At 34.5% G+C, this 17,549-nt stretch carries 18 protein-coding genes and 2 tRNA genes; 8 read left to right on the top strand and 12 right to left on the bottom strand.

Translation table 11 applies throughout. The features are described 5' to 3' along the window. Nucleotides 1–13 precede the first annotated feature (13 nt). Complete coding sequence (gene dapF / locus OM962_RS03900; RefSeq protein ID WP_010403976.1) at nucleotides 14–808, top strand: diaminopimelate epimerase; 795 nt, start codon at nucleotides 14–16, stop codon at nucleotides 806–808. A 6-nt stretch (nucleotides 809–814) separates the two neighbouring features. On the opposite strand, the gene sucD is transcribed toward dapF, so the two are convergent. From sucD to hemF, 11 genes are all read right to left on the bottom strand, one after another. After that, the gene (gene sucD, locus OM962_RS03895) at nucleotides 815–1,696 is read right to left on the bottom strand and encodes a succinate--CoA ligase subunit alpha (protein WP_264330872.1); all 882 of its coding nucleotides are present in this window, start codon (nucleotides 1,694–1,696) and stop codon (nucleotides 815–817) included. 3 nt (nucleotides 1,697–1,699) lie between these two features. Continuing rightward, nucleotides 1,700–2,860, bottom strand: coding sequence for an ADP-forming succinate--CoA ligase subunit beta (gene sucC, locus OM962_RS03890; RefSeq protein ID WP_006014489.1), 1,161 nt, complete (start codon nucleotides 2,858–2,860; stop codon nucleotides 1,700–1,702). A gap of 30 nt (nucleotides 2,861–2,890) precedes the next feature. Then, entirely contained in the window at nucleotides 2,891–3,091 is a 201-nt protein-coding gene (rpsU, locus tag OM962_RS03885) for a 30S ribosomal protein S21 (protein WP_015588134.1), read from the bottom strand. Between the two features lie 198 nt (nucleotides 3,092–3,289). Beyond that, a tRNA-Pro gene (locus OM962_RS03880) sits at nucleotides 3,290–3,363 on the bottom strand. A gap of 122 nt (nucleotides 3,364–3,485) precedes the next feature. Then, nucleotides 3,486–4,181, bottom strand: coding sequence for a 16S rRNA (uracil(1498)-N(3))-methyltransferase (locus tag OM962_RS03875; RefSeq protein ID WP_007302351.1), 696 nt, complete (start codon nucleotides 4,179–4,181; stop codon nucleotides 3,486–3,488). 32 nt (nucleotides 4,182–4,213) lie between these two features. Further along, nucleotides 4,214–4,285 (bottom strand) — tRNA-Glu (locus OM962_RS03870). Between the two features lie 68 nt (nucleotides 4,286–4,353). Next, the gene (locus tag OM962_RS03865) at nucleotides 4,354–5,493 is read right to left on the bottom strand and encodes a hypothetical protein (protein WP_264330871.1); all 1,140 of its coding nucleotides are present in this window, start codon (nucleotides 5,491–5,493) and stop codon (nucleotides 4,354–4,356) included. 60 nt (nucleotides 5,494–5,553) lie between these two features. Next, nucleotides 5,554–6,036: an IS630 family transposase gene (locus OM962_RS03860; RefSeq protein WP_264330460.1), complete on the bottom strand. Its 483-nt coding sequence runs from the start codon at nucleotides 6,034–6,036 to the stop codon at nucleotides 5,554–5,556. A gap of 28 nt (nucleotides 6,037–6,064) precedes the next feature. Continuing rightward, complete coding sequence (locus OM962_RS03855; protein ID WP_264330464.1) at nucleotides 6,065–6,184, bottom strand: hypothetical protein; 120 nt, start codon at nucleotides 6,182–6,184, stop codon at nucleotides 6,065–6,067. Nucleotides 6,185–6,231: 47 nt separating this feature from the next. Further along, a complete protein-coding gene (locus OM962_RS03850; protein ID WP_264330453.1) occupies nucleotides 6,232–6,411 on the bottom strand; it encodes a transposase in 180 nt (59 codons plus the stop codon). 84 nt (nucleotides 6,412–6,495) lie between these two features. Continuing rightward, on the bottom strand, nucleotides 6,496–7,320 hold the full coding sequence (gene hemF / locus OM962_RS03845) for an oxygen-dependent coproporphyrinogen oxidase (protein WP_264330870.1): 825 nt from the start codon (nucleotides 7,318–7,320) through the stop codon (nucleotides 6,496–6,498). Nucleotides 7,321–7,479: 159 nt separating this feature from the next. On the opposite strand from hemF, the gene OM962_RS03840 reads away from it, so the two are divergent. From OM962_RS03840 to OM962_RS03830, 3 genes are all read left to right on the top strand, one after another. Next, complete coding sequence (locus OM962_RS03840) at nucleotides 7,480–9,960, top strand: response regulator (RefSeq protein ID WP_264330869.1); 2,481 nt, start codon at nucleotides 7,480–7,482, stop codon at nucleotides 9,958–9,960. Nucleotides 9,961–10,044: 84 nt separating this feature from the next. Next, the gene (locus tag OM962_RS03835) at nucleotides 10,045–10,887 is read left to right on the top strand and encodes a ParA family protein (protein ID WP_264330868.1); all 843 of its coding nucleotides are present in this window, start codon (nucleotides 10,045–10,047) and stop codon (nucleotides 10,885–10,887) included. Then, nucleotides 10,884–11,750, top strand: a complete 867-nt coding sequence (locus tag OM962_RS03830; RefSeq protein ID WP_006014524.1) for a ParB/RepB/Spo0J family partition protein — start codon at nucleotides 10,884–10,886, stop codon at nucleotides 11,748–11,750. The genes OM962_RS03835 and OM962_RS03830 overlap by 4 nt, the downstream gene beginning before the upstream one ends. A gap of 84 nt (nucleotides 11,751–11,834) precedes the next feature. On the opposite strand, the gene ispD is transcribed toward OM962_RS03830, so the two are convergent. Beyond that, complete coding sequence (ispD, locus tag OM962_RS03825; protein WP_264330867.1) at nucleotides 11,835–13,040, bottom strand: 2-C-methyl-D-erythritol 4-phosphate cytidylyltransferase; 1,206 nt, start codon at nucleotides 13,038–13,040, stop codon at nucleotides 11,835–11,837. A 101-nt stretch (nucleotides 13,041–13,141) separates the two neighbouring features. Between ispD and OM962_RS07835 the strand changes: the two genes are divergently transcribed. From OM962_RS07835 to OM962_RS03800, 4 genes are all read left to right on the top strand, one after another. Next, nucleotides 13,142–14,032: an alpha/beta hydrolase family protein gene (locus tag OM962_RS07835; protein WP_458694676.1), complete on the top strand. Its 891-nt coding sequence runs from the start codon at nucleotides 13,142–13,144 to the stop codon at nucleotides 14,030–14,032. Between the two features lie 49 nt (nucleotides 14,033–14,081). Beyond that, nucleotides 14,082–15,155 carry an AI-2E family transporter gene (locus tag OM962_RS03810; protein ID WP_264330864.1) on the top strand — a complete coding sequence of 358 codons (1,074 nt, stop codon included), beginning with the start codon at nucleotides 14,082–14,084 and terminating at the stop codon, nucleotides 15,153–15,155. Nucleotides 15,156–15,834: 679 nt separating this feature from the next. After that, on the top strand, nucleotides 15,835–17,382 hold the full coding sequence (gene ltrA / locus OM962_RS03805; RefSeq protein WP_264330863.1) for a group II intron reverse transcriptase/maturase: 1,548 nt from the start codon (nucleotides 15,835–15,837) through the stop codon (nucleotides 17,380–17,382). Next, entirely contained in the window at nucleotides 17,379–17,540 is a 162-nt protein-coding gene (locus tag OM962_RS03800; protein ID WP_167470140.1) for a hypothetical protein, read from the top strand. Before ltrA ends, OM962_RS03800 begins: the two co-directional genes overlap by 4 nt. Nucleotides 17,541–17,549 lie beyond the last annotated feature (9 nt).

Here is a 17,549-nt window from a genome sequence, read left to right as displayed (position 1 = left end):
TAATTTTGCTATAATGGTAAGTAACCTAACAGACAAGATCCCGTTTGTAAAGATGCACGGTACTGGCAATAGTTTTGTTATCATAGACTCACGTTCAGCAAATAATTTAGACTGGAATTATAGGCAAATTGCTGATCAAGGCAGTTGTGATCAAGTGATAATTATAACAATGTCTAATGCTGCAAACTGCTTTATGCATATCTACAATGCTGACGGTAGTCGAGCTGAAATGTGTGGAAACGCAGCACGCTGTGTTGGATATTTGATAATGTTAGAAAAAGGTACTGAATATATCACTATTGAGCTGATAAATAATCGTATCTTAGAATGTTTTAAAGTAGGCGATAAATCAATAAAGGTCAATATGGGTAAACCACTGCTTAAATGGAATGAAATTCCTCTTTCTTGTGAATGCGATCCCCTTTATCTACCTATAGAGCTTGAAATGCTGAAAGAGCCAGTTGCAGTAAATATTGGTAACCCTCATATAGTTTTTTTTGTTGATAACATAAGCGAAATACCATTGCAGAATTTAGGACCAAAGCTAGAAAATCACGAATTATTTCCTCAGAAAACAAATGTTAGTATTGCACAAATAGAAAAATCTGGAGAAATAAACTTAAGAGTTTGGGAAAGAGGAACAGGTATTACTGCTTCATGTGGTAGTGCGGCTTGTGCAGCATTTGTTGCATCTATACTTCGTAAGTGTTTGGCTACTAAACAAACTTCAGTACATTTACCAGGAGGTCAGTTACTGATTGAGTGGTCAAAAAATATACTGATGACTGGGGATATAGGGTTTTTATGACCTAGGCTAGGCACTGACACTCATTACTTCTAACACCTTTTTACCAATCACAGCAGGAGTTTCTGCAATTGCAATTCCAGCACTCTTCATAACTTCTAACTTTGCACCAGCACTTCCTCCACTTGAAGAAATAATAGCTCCAGCGTGCCCCATACGTCTTCCTGGAGGTGCTGTTTGGCCTGCTACAAATCCAATAATTGGTTTTTTAGTTTTTTCCGCCTTTATAAAATGTGATACATCTTCTTCTTCGTTTCCACCTATTTCACCAATAACTACAATACCATGAGTATCGTCATCTTTTAAAAAGAGCTCCATACAGTCAACAAACGTCATGCCATGAACAGGATCGCCTCCAATTCCTATACATGTTGACTGACCAAGACCAACAGCGGTTGTTTGTGCTACCGCTTCATAAGTTAAAGTTCCAGAGCGAGACATAATTCCTATATGTCCACGTTTGTGAATATGTCCTGGCATAATTCCTATTTTGCATTCTTCGGGTGTAATAATTCCTGGACAGTTTGGCCCAATCAATCGGCTTTTTGAGCCAGTAAGTGCATGCTTCACTTTTACCATGTCAAGTATAGGAATGCCCTCTGTAATACAAACTATCAATTCTATTTTTGCATCTATTGCTTCAAGTATTGCAGCAGCAGCAAATTTAGCAGGTACATATATTACCGTAGCATTCGCATCAGTTTTTTCTCTAGCTTCTGCTACAGTATTAAAAACTGGTAAATTAAGGTGAGTGCTATCACCCTTTCCAGGAGTTACACCGCCAACCATTTTCGTCCCGTAGTCAATAGCTTGTTCTGAATGAAACGTACCTTGTGCACCAGTAAAACCCTGGCATATTAACCTTGTATCTTTATTTACTAAAACGGACATGCTTTATTTTACCTCTTTTACTATCTTTTGCGCGGCTTCATCTAGCTCATCTGCAGCAATAATATTTAATCCCGACTCTTCTAAAATTTTTTTTCCTTCTTCAAAATTAGTACCTGATAATCTAACCACTAGAGGAACTTTAATGCTCATTTCTTTTGCAGCCGCAACAATTCCACTTGCAATAATATCGCAACGCATTATACCACCAAATATGTTAACCAAAATTCCTTTTACGTTGCTATCAGACAATATGATTTTAAATGCTTCAGTTACAGTTTCTTTACTCGCTCCACCACCAACATCTAGAAAGTTAGCAGGCTCTGCTCCGTAGTACTTTATTATATCCATTGTTGCCATAGCAAGACCTGCACCGTTTACCATACAGCCAATATTGCCATCCATTTTTATATAACTGAGCCCATGCTTTGAAGCTTCTATTTCTTCTTTGACTTCTTCATCGTAATCACGTAGGCTCACGATTTCTGAATGACGGTATAGAGCATTGTCATCAAAATTAATTTTAGCATCAAGTGCAATAAAATCTCCGGCATTCGTTTCAACTAGTGGATTAATTTCTATCTGGCTCGCATCAGTTGTAATAAACGCATCATATATATTTTTTGCAATATTCGTTACCTTTCCTATTTGTTCCGAACTCAGATTAAAGCTATTGAAAAGCTTATTGTTATCAAGACTTGTAAAACCAGTAGCAGGGTCAATATTAAAATTCACAATCTTTGTAGGAGAATTTTTTGCCACTTCTTCGATATCCATTCCACCTTCTGAAGAAAATATAAATACTAGCCTACTAAGCTTTGGATCGACTACTAGACTCAAATAGTACTCTTTTTTAATGCTTGAACCTTCTTCAATGTATACTTTCTTTACCTGCTGTCCGCTTGACCCTGTTTGATGAGTAACTAAAGTTATGCCAAGCATGTCCTTTACAAGTTGTTGAGCTTCTTTAGTTGACTTTGCTAGCTTTACGCCACCAGCCTTACCCCTACCACCTGCATGAATCTGAGCTTTAACCACAAACACGTCAGATTTTAGTTGATTTATTTGAGTTTCTACTTCTTCTGCAGATGTAGCAACAAAACCCTTTGGTACCGGGACATTAAACTTGTGTAAAATTTCCTTTGCTTGATATTCGTGAATATTCATAAGATAACTAATTATTAACCTTAGTAAAAACTACCAACCATAACGCTGTCTTCTGCATTCTTGCTGATATCTCTTTTTCCTTGCTTCAGCTTTTTTTTTAGCTGTTTTCTCTGATTTCTTTTCGTGATATTTTTTTTTCATTTTGAGCCCTCTTCCTTCCTTTTGAATTATTTTTTTCAACACTGGAAGAGCTCTATCTACATCACCATAATGGACTGATACTTCAATCAAACTCTATACCTCCTTCGGTAATCACTTCAAAATCCATTTATAAATTAGAAAATTAACATTGTCAATTATTTTATAAACTTGAGCGATAGAATATGATATGCAGTGATTTATATGAAAAAAGCTTCATTCTGCTGTCAATCATTTACTTGCTGATAAAAATTGCTCTTAGGTTACAGTGCTCTTGTAATTTTTCTAATCTCGGGGCGGAGAGATTTGAACTCCCGACCCTTTGGTCCCAAACCAAATGCGCTACCAGGCTGCGCTACGCCCCGACTTCTTTACTAAGAGTATCGATAGTTCGGAAAAATGCAAGTTTCATTTATTTCTTTTAGGAAAAATATAATGCAGATTTCTTTATATAGAGTGTCAAATTGCACTAGCCATATTAAAAAATCTAGCTATACCAATTGGTGAAGGTTAATGCAGCAACTACAGCAGTATCAACTCTCAAAATTCTTTTTCCTAGACTCAGTTTCTGACAAAATTTATTGGCAGAATCAAGTTCGCAAGATGAAAAACCACCTTCGGGGCCAACAATAATAGCAACGTTTTTCTTGCCTTTTAGAACTTTATTAGGAGGTTGTCCTTCACCTGTTTCATCACACAAAACAAAATTTTTATTCTGAGAATCGGATAATTCACAAAAATTAATAGGAAGAAAAATCTGTGGTATACTTGTCCTACCGGATTGTTCCGCAGCTTCAATTGCCTGTAATTTCGCTCTACTTAGGTTAATGTTTTTTACTACTGTACGTTCTGTTGAAATAAATTGAATGCAGGTTACTCCCATTTCAGTTGCTTGTCTTACTATGTTGCTTAAGGCGCCGCTTTTTACCAGAGCACAATACAAATATAGATTTTTTTCATGTTGTTGTTGTTTAGTGCGTTCTTTTATTATAATTTTTGTCGATTTACTTGATATATTCACTACTTCTCCTAACCATTCTCCATCCTTTCCATTAAAAAGATAGATGTTATCATGCTTCTTAAGCCGCATTACATTGTAAATATAGTGACTTTGTCGTGGATGAAGCGCCAAACTTACATTTTGTGATAAAGCTTCTTCAACATAAAGCCTAATTTTTTTCATTCAAAACTTTAGTTATTTGCATTCTGTTTGAGTGACTCTTACGGGATTTGAACCCGTGTTACCACCGTGAAAGGGTGGTGTCCTAACCACTAGACGAAAGAGTCGACTTGAATCTAACAGAGTTATATCGATTATACATATAAAGTCAATTCAATTATTTTGAATCACACAGTTAGAGTGATATATCAGTGATTTTATATCGACAGCCTCCTATTACCCCATGTTCAATGCTTACTGAACCTATCTCAGATTTAGGAGCTTTAGATCCTAATTCTAATTTTTGTTCAACTTTTGTATCTGAATCATAGCCAGAATCGTATCCAGAATCTCTACGCTCAAAATTTTGCCTTATTTCTTTTACGTTAAAGCCAGCCTTGGTCTTGATTTGCTGACTCGCTGGCTTATTAGCACTTTGCTCATTTAGTTTTACTTGCAAATTATTCACTTTATCCTGCACTAATCCATGATAAGTCCCAGAATTATCTTTTATATGTTTTGCTTGTCTTTCTGATCTCTTTTTCGATAAATCTACCTTAGCATAAATAGGCTCTGGTTGCTCTTTATGATTTAAGCTAGTGGGCTTTTTTTGCTCTGAGAAATCATCTACATCTTCATAAATAGGTTCTCCTGATATACTAGAACAACCACTATCTTTCAATGATAAATTTTCAGTAGATCTTTTATGCAAATCATATACTTCAGCATAAATGGATTCTTCCGATACGCTCAACTCTTCTAATGAGTTACTAACCTTAGCGTCATATACCTCATCATAAATGGGCTCTTTTAAAAGTAAAATATCATCATGCTCAAAAATTCTAGGAGGTTTTTTAGGTGAGTTGGCCTTAAATTTTAGCTCTACTTCCTCTTTAAGCTTGTCACAACTTTCCGTTTGTTTCAAAATCTCCAATATTTCTTTTCTTTCTTTTTTTATTAGCTCACCAAGCACTAAACAACATTTTTCTTTACGATCTTTGAGACTGTCCTTATCTCCGTACTGCATAGCTTCTGATGCTCTTTTGTATTGAAGGATTACATTTCCTATACTATTATTTATTTCACTAATATTTGCTCCAGCACTAATAAGTAACGTCATTACATTATGATCAAGATTTGTTACTGCATACTCTAAAGCTCGATTTAAAGTTTGATCATTATTCAAGTCAAATGACCCCTTGTTCCTAAAAGGATTAATTCTAGAAAAGAGTTTTTCAAAGCTGTTTACTATATTATGAAGACTTAAAGCTAGCCTCAAGCCTCTTATATTGCTATTTCTAGCGGATTTAATTAAAAAACTATCTACTATACCCATGATTGTACCCCTCTATACAAAAGCTCACCATTGTGGTACAATTTTAAACTATAGTATTTTCTAAAATGGATGATAAAGTTCCATTATGGTATTACCAACCAAAAGCTGTAAGTCTGTATATTTATACATGAGAGGTCTGAGGCGGCTTTTGATGGTATGCCAACAGTATTCTATAGGATTCAAATCTGGTGAATATGTTGGAAGATACAGCAAATGACAGCCAAAAGACTCTATTAATGATTTTGTTTTAGTGGTCTTATGAAATGTAGCATTATCCATAACTATAGTTGTGCCAAGTGGCAATTTAGGTAATAACATCTTCTCCAACCATGTATTGAATACCTCTTTGTCACACCCACCTTTGAAAGTCATTGGTGCAATAAATCTCTTTCCAATCCACCCGGCTACTATACTGATTCTCTCTCGAGTTCTCCCTGGAATATCTGCATAAATTTTCTTTCCTCTTGGAGCGCGTCCATATTCTCGGTATAACTTATTATCAACTCCTGCTTCATCTATATATAAGATGCTGGAATGGTCTATTTTTGAGATTTTATCAATAAATTGCTCCCTATCTTCTTGATTGCGCTCTTGATATAGTGTGACTTTTTTTTAAAGTAATTTTTAGCTGTTTTAGTCTATACCAAATTGAGTTTATTCCAAATCCAAGATTTTGTTTCATCTCTGCCAGAGTATGATCTGGATTCTTTGTAACATATTCTTCGAGTATTTTGGGGTCTATTTTTCGAATAAAGCTACCGTTTTAGATGGCTTGAGGCTTTCACCAGCAGCTTTCTTTTTTAACCAACGGTACAGAGTTGCTATTCCTATCTCCATAAGCTCTGCTACCTCAACCTTTGTCTTACCTTTTTCTATCATCAATACTGCCTTTTCCCTTAAATCCACACTATATGCCATTATAACTCAAATACTTTATTATACCTTTATCATTTACTTTAGGAAATACTATATAACGATTTATTTTATATTAATAACCGCTTTTCACACCCACTTAACAAGAGGCGGCATCGACATCATAATTGCATCGGGGTTACCATTAGTCATTAAACCAAACCTTGTACCACGATCATAAAGAAGATTGAACTCCACATATCTGCCACGTTTTATCAATTGTTCTTCTCGTTGTTCTTTTGTCCAAGATTTTTGCATATGTTTGTGTATGATGTGTAAGTAAATTTCTAAAAAGGCTTCACCTACTGCTTTTGTGAACTCAAAATCATTTTTCCAGTTGCCAGAAGTTAGATTGTCATAAAAAATTCCACCAATACCACGTGGCTCTTTTCTATGTTGTAAAAAAAAGTAATCATCACATTGCTTTTTAAATTTCGGATAATATTCGATGTTGAACTCATTGCAAGTTGCTTTAATTGATTCGTGAATATACTTGCAATCTCCCTCATCTTTATAAATTGGAGTAAAGTCCATTCCTCCACCAAACCATTGTTTTGAGGTATATATCAGCCTTGTGTTCATATGTGCTGCAGGGATAAGGGGAGATTGCATGTGAGACACTAAAGATATACCGCTTGCCCAAAACTCTCCATTGCTTTCACTTGCACCAGGAATTTCATTAATGGCTGAGTCTTCGAGCTTTCCGTATACTCTTGAAACGTTTACTCCAACTTTTTCAAAAATATTACCAAAGATAATTGTAGATTCACCACTTCCTCCACCTGGTCGGTTCCACTTTCTTTTTTTGATTTTTGGTTCTGTGAATGACTGTACCTCAATTGATAAGAAAGATTCGGTGATCTTGTTTCTCAGTGTGCAGAACCATTCAAATGCTTGTGCCTTTTGTTTTTCCATAATACCTTCTATTGGCTTATTAATATTATTGTACTCTATATTTACAGGACTTAATTAGATTGGGATAGTAACTACCCATCAAGGATGTTAATAAATCTATAATAATTAAATCAATATAGTAGAATATTTTTATATGTGCAAGGATGCCAAGCAATAATAATGAGTAAAAGATACATAGATAACAAAAAAGAGAACAGAGTTGACTTCATACTAAGAAATTATGGGATGTCAATTATTGTGATGGCAGTCATTATGTTCTTACCTCCAATAGCAATATCAGTACTCTATTTTTCTAATGTATATAGTCAGCATGTTAATATAGAGATTAATTTATTAATTAGCATTCTAATGACTCTCTTTGTGGTATATAATATAAAACGTTACAAGTATCTACTTAATATCATAGAGTTTCAAAATGCAATATTTGCAAATGCGCTGAATCATAATACAGAGTTTTGTCTCATTTTACATAAAGATGAGGGTATTATTTATGCTGATGCGAGGTTCTACGAAAGGTTTAAAGATCACATAAACGATGATGTTACGCTAGATAAAATTCTTGAAGCAGGAGATGTGTCAGAAAAAGACAGAAAATCACTCTATCATGCGTTAAGAAATAACACTTCTGTAAAAGTATGCATTTCCTTAAGCAAGAAGAGTAGAATATCTAACTTTCTTTTGCTCTCTGAACCAATACCGGATAATCCACAAATTGCTATAAATAGTAATAAGACTTTAAATTTATCATTAGTCCCAATAGCAAGACCGAATGGGTATTTTGTACTGAAGGCAACACAGATAAACAAAGAGCAGGTATATGAAGAGTTGATAGAGAAACACAATATAGCAACTTACGTTGCAAATACAAAAGGAGGTATCTTATCTGTAAATAAAAGATTTTTAGACATGTTTGAACTAAAAAAATTGGAAAAAGGTAGCTCAATCAATGATTTTATATCTCAATCTAAGTATGACGATACAATAACCAGAAATGAAATTATGTTTTTTACTATAAGCGGTGCTCCATTTAAGGCTTATATGAGTACTGCTATATTTTGTGATAAATACAATCATAGCTATATACACGGCTTTATAACACCAACTGAATCAAATATTGTTGATTATCAACTACACCCTTGTTTTACAAATTCGTCAATTGCTATTGCACAATGCGACATAAATGGCAACTTTATAAAGAAAAATATAGCATTAGTAAAACTTGCGGGGTCAAATAATGGTTCTATCTTTGCATTGATATCAGATGGTTATCATATGAAAGTGCGTGAATATTTTTCAAGTAATAGGATAAATAATGCGTCCTTTGACGTGCAGCTCAATGGCGGTAATAACATGAAAATATATTTTAATAAGTTTCTTCATAATAAAGTGATGTTCATACTTTGTTATTTTATTGATAATACTGAACGTAAAAAACTAGAGATAAAACTTGAGCATTATCAAAAGGTGCAAGCTATAGGGCAATTAGCAGGTGGTATTGCACATGATTTCAATAATATATTAACCGGAATAATAGGATTTTGTGATTTGCTTTTACTCCAGCACTCAGCTAGCGATCCATCTTTTGGAGATATAATACAGATACAGCAAAATGCAAAACGTGGGTCAAATTTAGTAAGACAACTGCTTGCTTTTTCAAGAAGACAGACTTTGCAGCCAAAGATTATTAATGTAAATGGTACGATAGCTAATCTTTATGAAATGATCAAAAGATTAATAGGTGAAAATATAAAATTTAATATTTATTATGGTAGCGATTTGGGCGCTGTTAGGGCTGACCAAGGACAATTAGAGCAAGTTATGCTTAACTTAGCAGTTAATGCTGGTGCTGCTATGGAAAAGGGGGGAGAGTTAACTATACGAACCTTTAATCAAAAGGTTGATTCATTAAATTCTACACCTCAGGATATGTTTTCTCCAGATAAGGAAACGATTGAACATGGGAATTATGTTGTGATTGAAGTGATTGATACTGGATGTGGAATGACGAGTGATATAATTGAAAAGGCATTTGATCCATTTTTTTCTACCAAAGATATTACTTCTGGTACAGGTCTTGGCCTCTCTACTGTATATGGCATTATTAAACAAACCGAAGGATACATCTATGTTGCTAGCAAAGTGAATCATGGAACTAAATTTAGCATATTTTTGCCCATAGTTTACATATCGGATGAAAATGATAAAGAGGAAGATAGTAAAGAAATAGAGAAACCGGTAGAGATTAAAGGTAATGGTATAATTTTATTAATTGAAGATGAAGATTCAGTAAGGGAATTTACTGCTAAGGCTCTTACAAGAAAAGGATTTAATGTAATAGAAGCGAGTATAGGCAGCGAGGCACTAGAGATCATTAGAAAAAAAAATCAACACATAGATCTAATAATCACTGATGTAATCATGCCAGAGGTGAGTGGTCCAGAAATAGTTAAAGAAACATTGATACATAGGCCAAACATCAAAGTTATTTTTATTTCTGGGTATGCAGAGGATGCTTTTTTAAAGAGCGATGAAATCAATATAGAAGACTTCCATTTTTTACCCAAACCATTTACTCTGAATGAGTTAGGAAATAAGGTTCAAAGTGTGTTACACAAGACAAAAAAAGGCAGTTTACTTTGAGCATGATTGGCAACAAAAATTTTTCTAATGCAAAAATTTCTTGCATATATACAATAGAGTTATTTTATACATAAGATAAAAGGCGTGAGCAAGATCATTGCAATAGTAAATCAAAAGGGTGGAGTTGGTAAAACTACAACTAGTATAAATTTATCAACAGCCTTTGCTGCTGTGGGAAAAAGTACTTTACTGGTAGATCTTGACCCTCAAGGAAATGCTAGTACAGGACTTGGGATTTCTTATCGTAGCAGGGAAGAAAAAAATATATATAAAATACTGCTGAGCAGAGAAAGTGAATTGGTGGAATCGGCAATTTTCAATATAAAGGAAATTCCAAATCTATCGCTGATTTCATCAGTGGTTGACTTATCAGCTGCAGAAATTGAGCTATCACAACTTGAGCAGGGAAAATTCGTACTAAAAGATACGCTAGAGAAAGTACGTAATAATTATGAGTACATAATTATCGATTGTCCTCCATCACTTGGTCTGCTTACTATCAATGCTCTGACCGCTGCTGACTCGATTATTGTTCCTCTTCAGTGTGAATTTTTCGCTCTGGAAGGATTGAGCCATTTAGTTAAGACTGTAGAGCTGATAAAAAGAAATAACCTAAACCCTTTCCTGTTAATAGAAGGAATATTGCTCACAATGTATGACAGACGCAACAAACTTAGTGAGCAGATTAAAAATGATATTTGCCAATATTTAAATGATAAAGTATATAAAACTATTATCCCCTTGTATGAGACCATTATTCCACGTAATGTACGGTTATCAGAAGCGCCTTCTCATGGAAAACCTGCTATTGTATATGATCTTAAGTGTCCTGGTGCACAAGCATATATAAGTTTGGCAAAAGAAATTTTAAAGAAACACATGAGCATCTGTAAAGAGAAAAAGCTGATAAGTGAGGGTGCAGCGTGAAGGACAATAGGCGCTTAGGTAGAGGTCTTGCTGGCCTCATAGGCGATAATTATGGTAATAAAGAAGATCGGTTACCTATTTCATTACTACACCCGAGCAAATTTCAGCCGAGAAAATATTTTGATGAGGAGTCATTAAAAGAACTTGCAGGTTCGATAGAGAAAAATGGTATAATACAACCTGTTGTGGTGCGCAAAGATCCAAATAATGAAGGTTATGAAATAGTAGCAGGGGAACGTCGTTGGCGAGCAAGTAAGGTCATAAATCTTGATAGTGTGCCGGTTATCATAAAAGATTTAAATGACAAGGAATGCTTAGAAGTATCGATAATTGAAAACATACAGAGGCAAGATATTAATCCAATAGAAGAAGGTGAGGCGTACAGAAAATTAATAGATGAATTCTCCTATACACACGAAGAATTAGCCTTAACTTTAGGCAAAAGCCGCAGTCACATAACCAATATGATACGAATGCTGTCACTCCCTAATGGAGTAAAAACAATGATCAACGAGAAAAAATTGTCTATGGGTCATGCAAGAGCATTGATTAATGTTGAAAATGCGGAAAGTATTGCAGAAAGAATAGTTTCTCAGGGCCTGAGCGTTAGACGAACTGAAAAATTGATAAAAGACTTACAACAAAATAACGACCGAAAAGAGCATAAGTGTACTAAAAATCAAGATATGGCAGCATTAGAAGGAGCTATATCTTCTCAGCTTGGTTTAAAGATCAAAATTAATGACAGTAATTCTAAGGGTAAAGTCATGATACGTTATAACAACTCAAATGAATTGGATTTTATATTGAAAATTTTGAATAGAAGACTTGAATCAGCTATTAATGTCGAAAGTAGCTCATAGAAATTTCTTGACAAACCTTCCCACTTTCCTTGCAATGGAAGTGAAATGGTGGAGTTTGTCAAGTAAATTATTTCGTTTCTACCTTCAATAAAAATTTGCACGCAATAGCACAGAAGCATACGTTGCTATTGCCTCATTTCTTCCAATAGAACCTAATTTTTCCGCTGTGGTTGCTTTGATATTTACGAATTCACCATTAATTTCTAATATTTTTGATATGAATTCCTTCATTCCTGCTTTGTAAGGCGATATTTTAGGCTCTTCACAAACTATAGTAATATCTAAATTAGACACGCTATATCCTTTTTCCTGTGCTTTTTTAGCAGCAAAGTCAAGAAAATGAGATGAATTGCAATCCTTCCATTTAGAGGAATTAGGAGGAAAATGTTCTCCTATATCGCCACATCCTAGTGCTCCGAGTATTGCATCAACGATTGCATGTATTGCAACATCACCATCGGAATGTGCCTCTATTGCCATATTATGCTCAATTTCCACACCGCAAATTTTTATAAAGCTCTTAGCATCATTTTGAATTTTAACAAATTTATGTATATCATAACCGGTTCCGACACGTAATTTTGGCTCTCCAAAGAGAAGTTTTGCCATATTGATATCCTCTTTTGTAGTTAACTTAAAATTCTTTTTCTCACCTTCAATAATCGCAACATGTTTTTTATGCTCCACCATTAGTGATGAATCATCAGTAAATTCTTTGACTGATTGATGGCACGATAATAATTCTCTGAAATTAAAAATTTGAGGAGTTTGCATGGCTCTAAGTTTTTCTCTTGAAATCATAGATTCAATGAAATTATTACTCACCAACGATATAGTATCCTCGACTTCTATTGCTGGAACTACCCCTGTATATTGACCATTAATCATAGATTCAATCAAGTTGTTTATTAGAATATTTGATACAAAAGGCCTACAAGCGTCATGTATAATAACAAAATCTGGATTGATCTTTTGCAAACTCTCTAGTCCAAGTTTAACTGAACTCTGCCTGCTTTTTCCTCCACATATTGGACTCAGCAATTTAGTATCTATAGTTGATGACGTAACTTCTTTATAGAAATCTTTTTGACTTTCATTCACTACCACTCTTATGTAACTTATGTACTGATTAGCTAAGAATTTTCTAATTGTGTGAAATAAAACAGACTTACCTGCCAATTTTATATACTGTTTAGGGATTTTGGCATTGCATCTACTGCCTACTCCTGCTGCAACTATTAATGCTGCTATCTTGTATTCCTCAAGTCTGTTAGTGTGCATGCTTACCATTTTCGGTGTTAATACAAGTTATCTAGCATTTTAAAAAAGTTGATCCAATTCTCAAAAAAGAATATTCTTTTACTAGGTGTAATATATGCTAGAGGAAAATAATACACGTTGCTAAGTATAATAAAGAAAATGAGATACATCTTATATTTTTTCATGGAATAGGTGATAATTATAAGAATGCGGCCAGGTATATACAAGATAGATCTACATATCTCCATAGGTCTAATTTTCACACTCATGCACATAAATACCCAATTGCATTTCAAAACTATATAACTTACGCAATAGCTAGTTTCTTGTTTTTAGGAACATCAATACTATTACCAACTTTAATATTACTTACTAATCCAATGACATCTAGGATAGCAAGTTTAGCCATCTTAGCAGCTTTAACTTGCACCTTTTTATCTGTACCACCACTCATGATTCCGTTTATAAATAAGAATCAAAGCTTGTCTCAGCCTTCAATAAAAGAAATCAGTAAATTAATTGACAATGGTGTGAAGCCTGAAAACATTATACTTCTCGGCCATTCCTTTGGAGGAGCAATTGCATCAGAAGTGCTGAAATATTTTACAGACAGAAATATTAAACTCGGAGGTATTATTTTTACCAGCACTTTCAGCTCTTTTTACAATGCAATAAAGCATTTTCCAATTTCTCAGACAAAAATTCTAAGCATACTACCCTCTTGTTTGTTAAAAAAAATGCTTAAGTTCCTAAATTTAGACTTTGATATAGTAAGCAATATACAAAAGCTACAAAATAATGATATATCAATAGCGGTCATTAATCATGAAAGAGACACCTTAATACCATATCCTGCACAATTAGCAAAAGGACTAGAAGATAATCAATCGTTAAATAGAAATTTGACCAAAATCGTTAATTTGAAAAGCTTTGAATATGACCCGCACAACGGAGTTTTATCTGGTTGGGAATTGGATGAAAATTTAGCTGATCTAATACTTAATAAAACAATGAATAGATAGTATTTACAAAAAACTGTATATTTTTTGGTAAATCGACTATGTTAGACATATGCAAAAACGTCATATAACTATTTGTTGTGTACTACTTTTTATAATAGGGGCATTATTTTTGATGCGTCCTATGATTGCTCCGTGTCTAATATCCGTTTTTGTTGCACATTTGTTTAACCCTCTAGTAACCAAGTTTGAAAAATACAGAATACCGCGTTCATGTTCTGTAGTTTTTATAACACTTGCCTTATTGATAGCTTTTATATTAGTTATTACATTTGTTTTACCTATTATATATTTTCAAATTACTTTAATATTAAATTTCTTAGTGAATAAGATACCTTCACTAAAACTTAAAGTGATTCCTTCTGTGCTAGAATTTCTTAATATAAAAACTGAAGATAGTTTATTTGATCACTTGTCTAAAAATCTAGTAGAAAATTACAGTGATTATATATCTTATTTTATAAATGCTCTTAGCATGGGCAGTAATCTTATAATTCAAGTGCTAAGTTCAAGCTTTAGTTTGATTTACATGGTATCATTAATAGCTATTACGCTTATGGTGTTTTTTTATGTATTACGTGATTGGCCTTCAATTGTAGAAAAGGTTAGTAAACTAATACCCATTCTTTACAGAGAAAAAGCTGCAGGTTATTTTTCCAAAGTAGATTTCATTATATCTAATTACCTAAAGGGACAGCTAAACGTATGTATAGTTATGATGATCTTTTACTCCGTGGGCCTTAGCATAATTGGGCTGAAGCATTCTGTAGCGATTGGAATTTTATCAGGAACATTAACATTTATACCCTATATAGGTCCATTATTATACATTATTATCGGATTTTTGAGCGCCATTACTCAATTTAGTGGATGGTTTGAAAGTGCTGCTGTCTTGCTATTATTTAGTGTTGGTCAATTAATAGACTCAAGCATATTAGTCCCTTTATTAATAGGAAAAAAAGTTCATATACATCCAACTATCATTATTTTAGGAGTTGTCATATGCACCTCATATTTTGGGTTTATAGGTATATTATTTTTTATTCCAATAATAGCAATGTTCAGTGTATTAGTAGAATATACAGTCAATAAATATTTTGAAAGTGAGCTTTATAAAAATGGCTAATTAGTTCATGATAAAAAGAAAGGATCTCTGATACATTTGAGAAATGGTGCGACCTGAAAGTCTTCGGTCATATTGTTTAAAAGGAGAGGAATTCATTCAGAAAGAAACTGAAAGGATTCTAAAACTTATTAAACCAGATGTTTTGCCGTCTGAGTCTACGCATTAGTGCGAATCGGGCAACCGGTTGGTGCCAAGCGATGCGGACAATGAACCTCCTCTTGAAAAAGAAGATGCTCAATCGTGAGAGGGGCATAAACTGCAAGCATCATGTGGTTGGAGGGCTAGGCTAGTGGTATGGTGAACGTAAGTGAAGCTTTATAAGTACCGATACGATGAAAGAGCTAAAGATGCTGATAAGCTCTGACCAAAAGGTAATGTGGATAAGTTACATTTTTCATTTCTAGATGTACGCAAATAATAACTCCACCGGTATAGAGAAGCCACCTAACCCACTGTTGTATGACTGGAGAAACAGGGTAAGCCTGTATTTTCGCCTACATGGCAAGCAAACCGCAAGGAATGCTGATGGAAGTGCAGGTAAAGGAGAATGGAGAAAGCGAATGCCATTTTGTAACGAAATGGATAGAATTTGTAACATTAATTCGCGTGAAAACGAGCAGACTTCCGTTTGGTCCCTCGTGACAAGAAACTTTGTTAACCACTTAAGGTAGGAAAGCAGATGATTACAAGTAAACCTGTAAGTGCATCTACCAAAAGCTTTGAAGCATGGAAGCAGTTGCCATGGAAGAAATGCCAGAAAGTTATTGTGAGGCTACAAAGACGTATTGTTAAGGCTGTCCAAGAAGGAAGATGGGGTAAGGTAAAAACTTTACAACATCTTCTCACACGCTCTTTTAGCGGAAAAGCTTTGGCTGTTAAGAGAGTAACTGAAAACCAAGGAAAAAACACAGCGGGTGTAGATCGTCAACTATGGTCAACTTGCAATGCTAAATTTCAAGGAATAAAGCAGTTAAAGCAAAGAGGATATAAACCTTCTCCGCTAAAACGGATTTATATCAGTAAATCTAATGGCAAAAGAAGACCTCTTGGAATACCCACGATAAAAGATAGAGCCATGCAAGCATTATATCTGTTTGCTCTGGAACCGATAGCTGAAACGATCAGTGATCGTCACTCCTATGGCTTTAGACCTAAAAGATCCTGTGCAGATGCTACAGTAGCTTGTCATTTGTTACTGGCAAGTCGTAATCAACTACAATGGATACTTGAAGGTGATATCAAAGGATGCTTTGACAACATTAATCATGAATGGCTTATGAAGCATATTCCTATGGAGAAGAAAATTCTGCATAGTTGGTTAAAAGCTGGCTTCCTAGAATCAAAAACTCTGTATCCCACAACTGCAGGTACCCCGCAAGGTGGTATAATTTCTCCAATACTAGCCAATTTAGCCTTAAACGGACTTGAAAAGTTATTGGAAAGTCGATTTGGTAAACTCGGCAGTAGAAAAAGAAACAAAATCAGAAGTGGAGTGAATGTAATCAGATACGCAGACGACTTTATTATTTCAGGTTTCACACATGAAGTACTGGAAAAGGAAGTTAAGCCTTTAGTATCATCTTTTCTTCATGAGCGAGGTTTAATTCTGTCAGAAGAGAAGACAAAGATTACATCTATCACAACAGGGTTTGACTTTCTTGGTTGTAATGTACGTAGATATAATAAGAAGTTAATTATTAAACCTTCGAAAGAAAGTATTAAAAGACTTCTTAATAAAGCACGTACATTGATAAAAGCAAATATAGCGAACACTCAGGCTATAGTAATTAAGTCACTCAACTCTCTACTGAGAGGATGGGGAAATTACTATCACCATGTGTGTGCTAAAAAAGCGTTTAGAAAGATCGACAATGAAATTTGGCATAGTTTATGGAAATGGGCAAAGAAAAGACATCCTCGTAAAGGATTACGTTGGATAAAGAATCGTTACTTCAAAGTAATGGGTCAACGCCAATGGGTTTTTGCTGCACCCCTATGCAAGAACAAACCAAAAGAGATACGGTATTTAAGACTGCTTAAGCTGATTGATATACCTATCAGACGACATGTTAAAATCAGAGCGGATGCAAATCCCCTTGACTTAAAATGGAAAAAGTATTTTGATGAGAGAGTGAAACGAACAAGAATGTTAGCAAGCTCTTTCTCAAGAGAAGGTTCTCTACTGTTGGTGTCACCATTAAGAATGATGTTTCCTGAGGAATCATGAAGGACAAGCCGGTTCTAGAAAAGAAGAACTTAGATAAGGGGCTCAAGCGTAGTGTGGGGAAACCTGCATGCTGCGTTTCTAAGGGAGGGGGTAGTAGTAATACTGCTTCCTTACCTGACCAAGTAAATTCTTATGCAAAAATTATTATCAAAAAGTAGAAGTGTCAG

This window comes from Wolbachia endosymbiont (group B) of Erebia ligea (assembly GCF_947179575.1).
GTDB lineage: Bacteria > Pseudomonadota > Alphaproteobacteria > Rickettsiales > Anaplasmataceae > Wolbachia > Wolbachia pipientis_C.
Note: the sequence above shows the minus strand (reverse complement) of the source record. Positions and strands in the feature narration are given on the sequence as shown.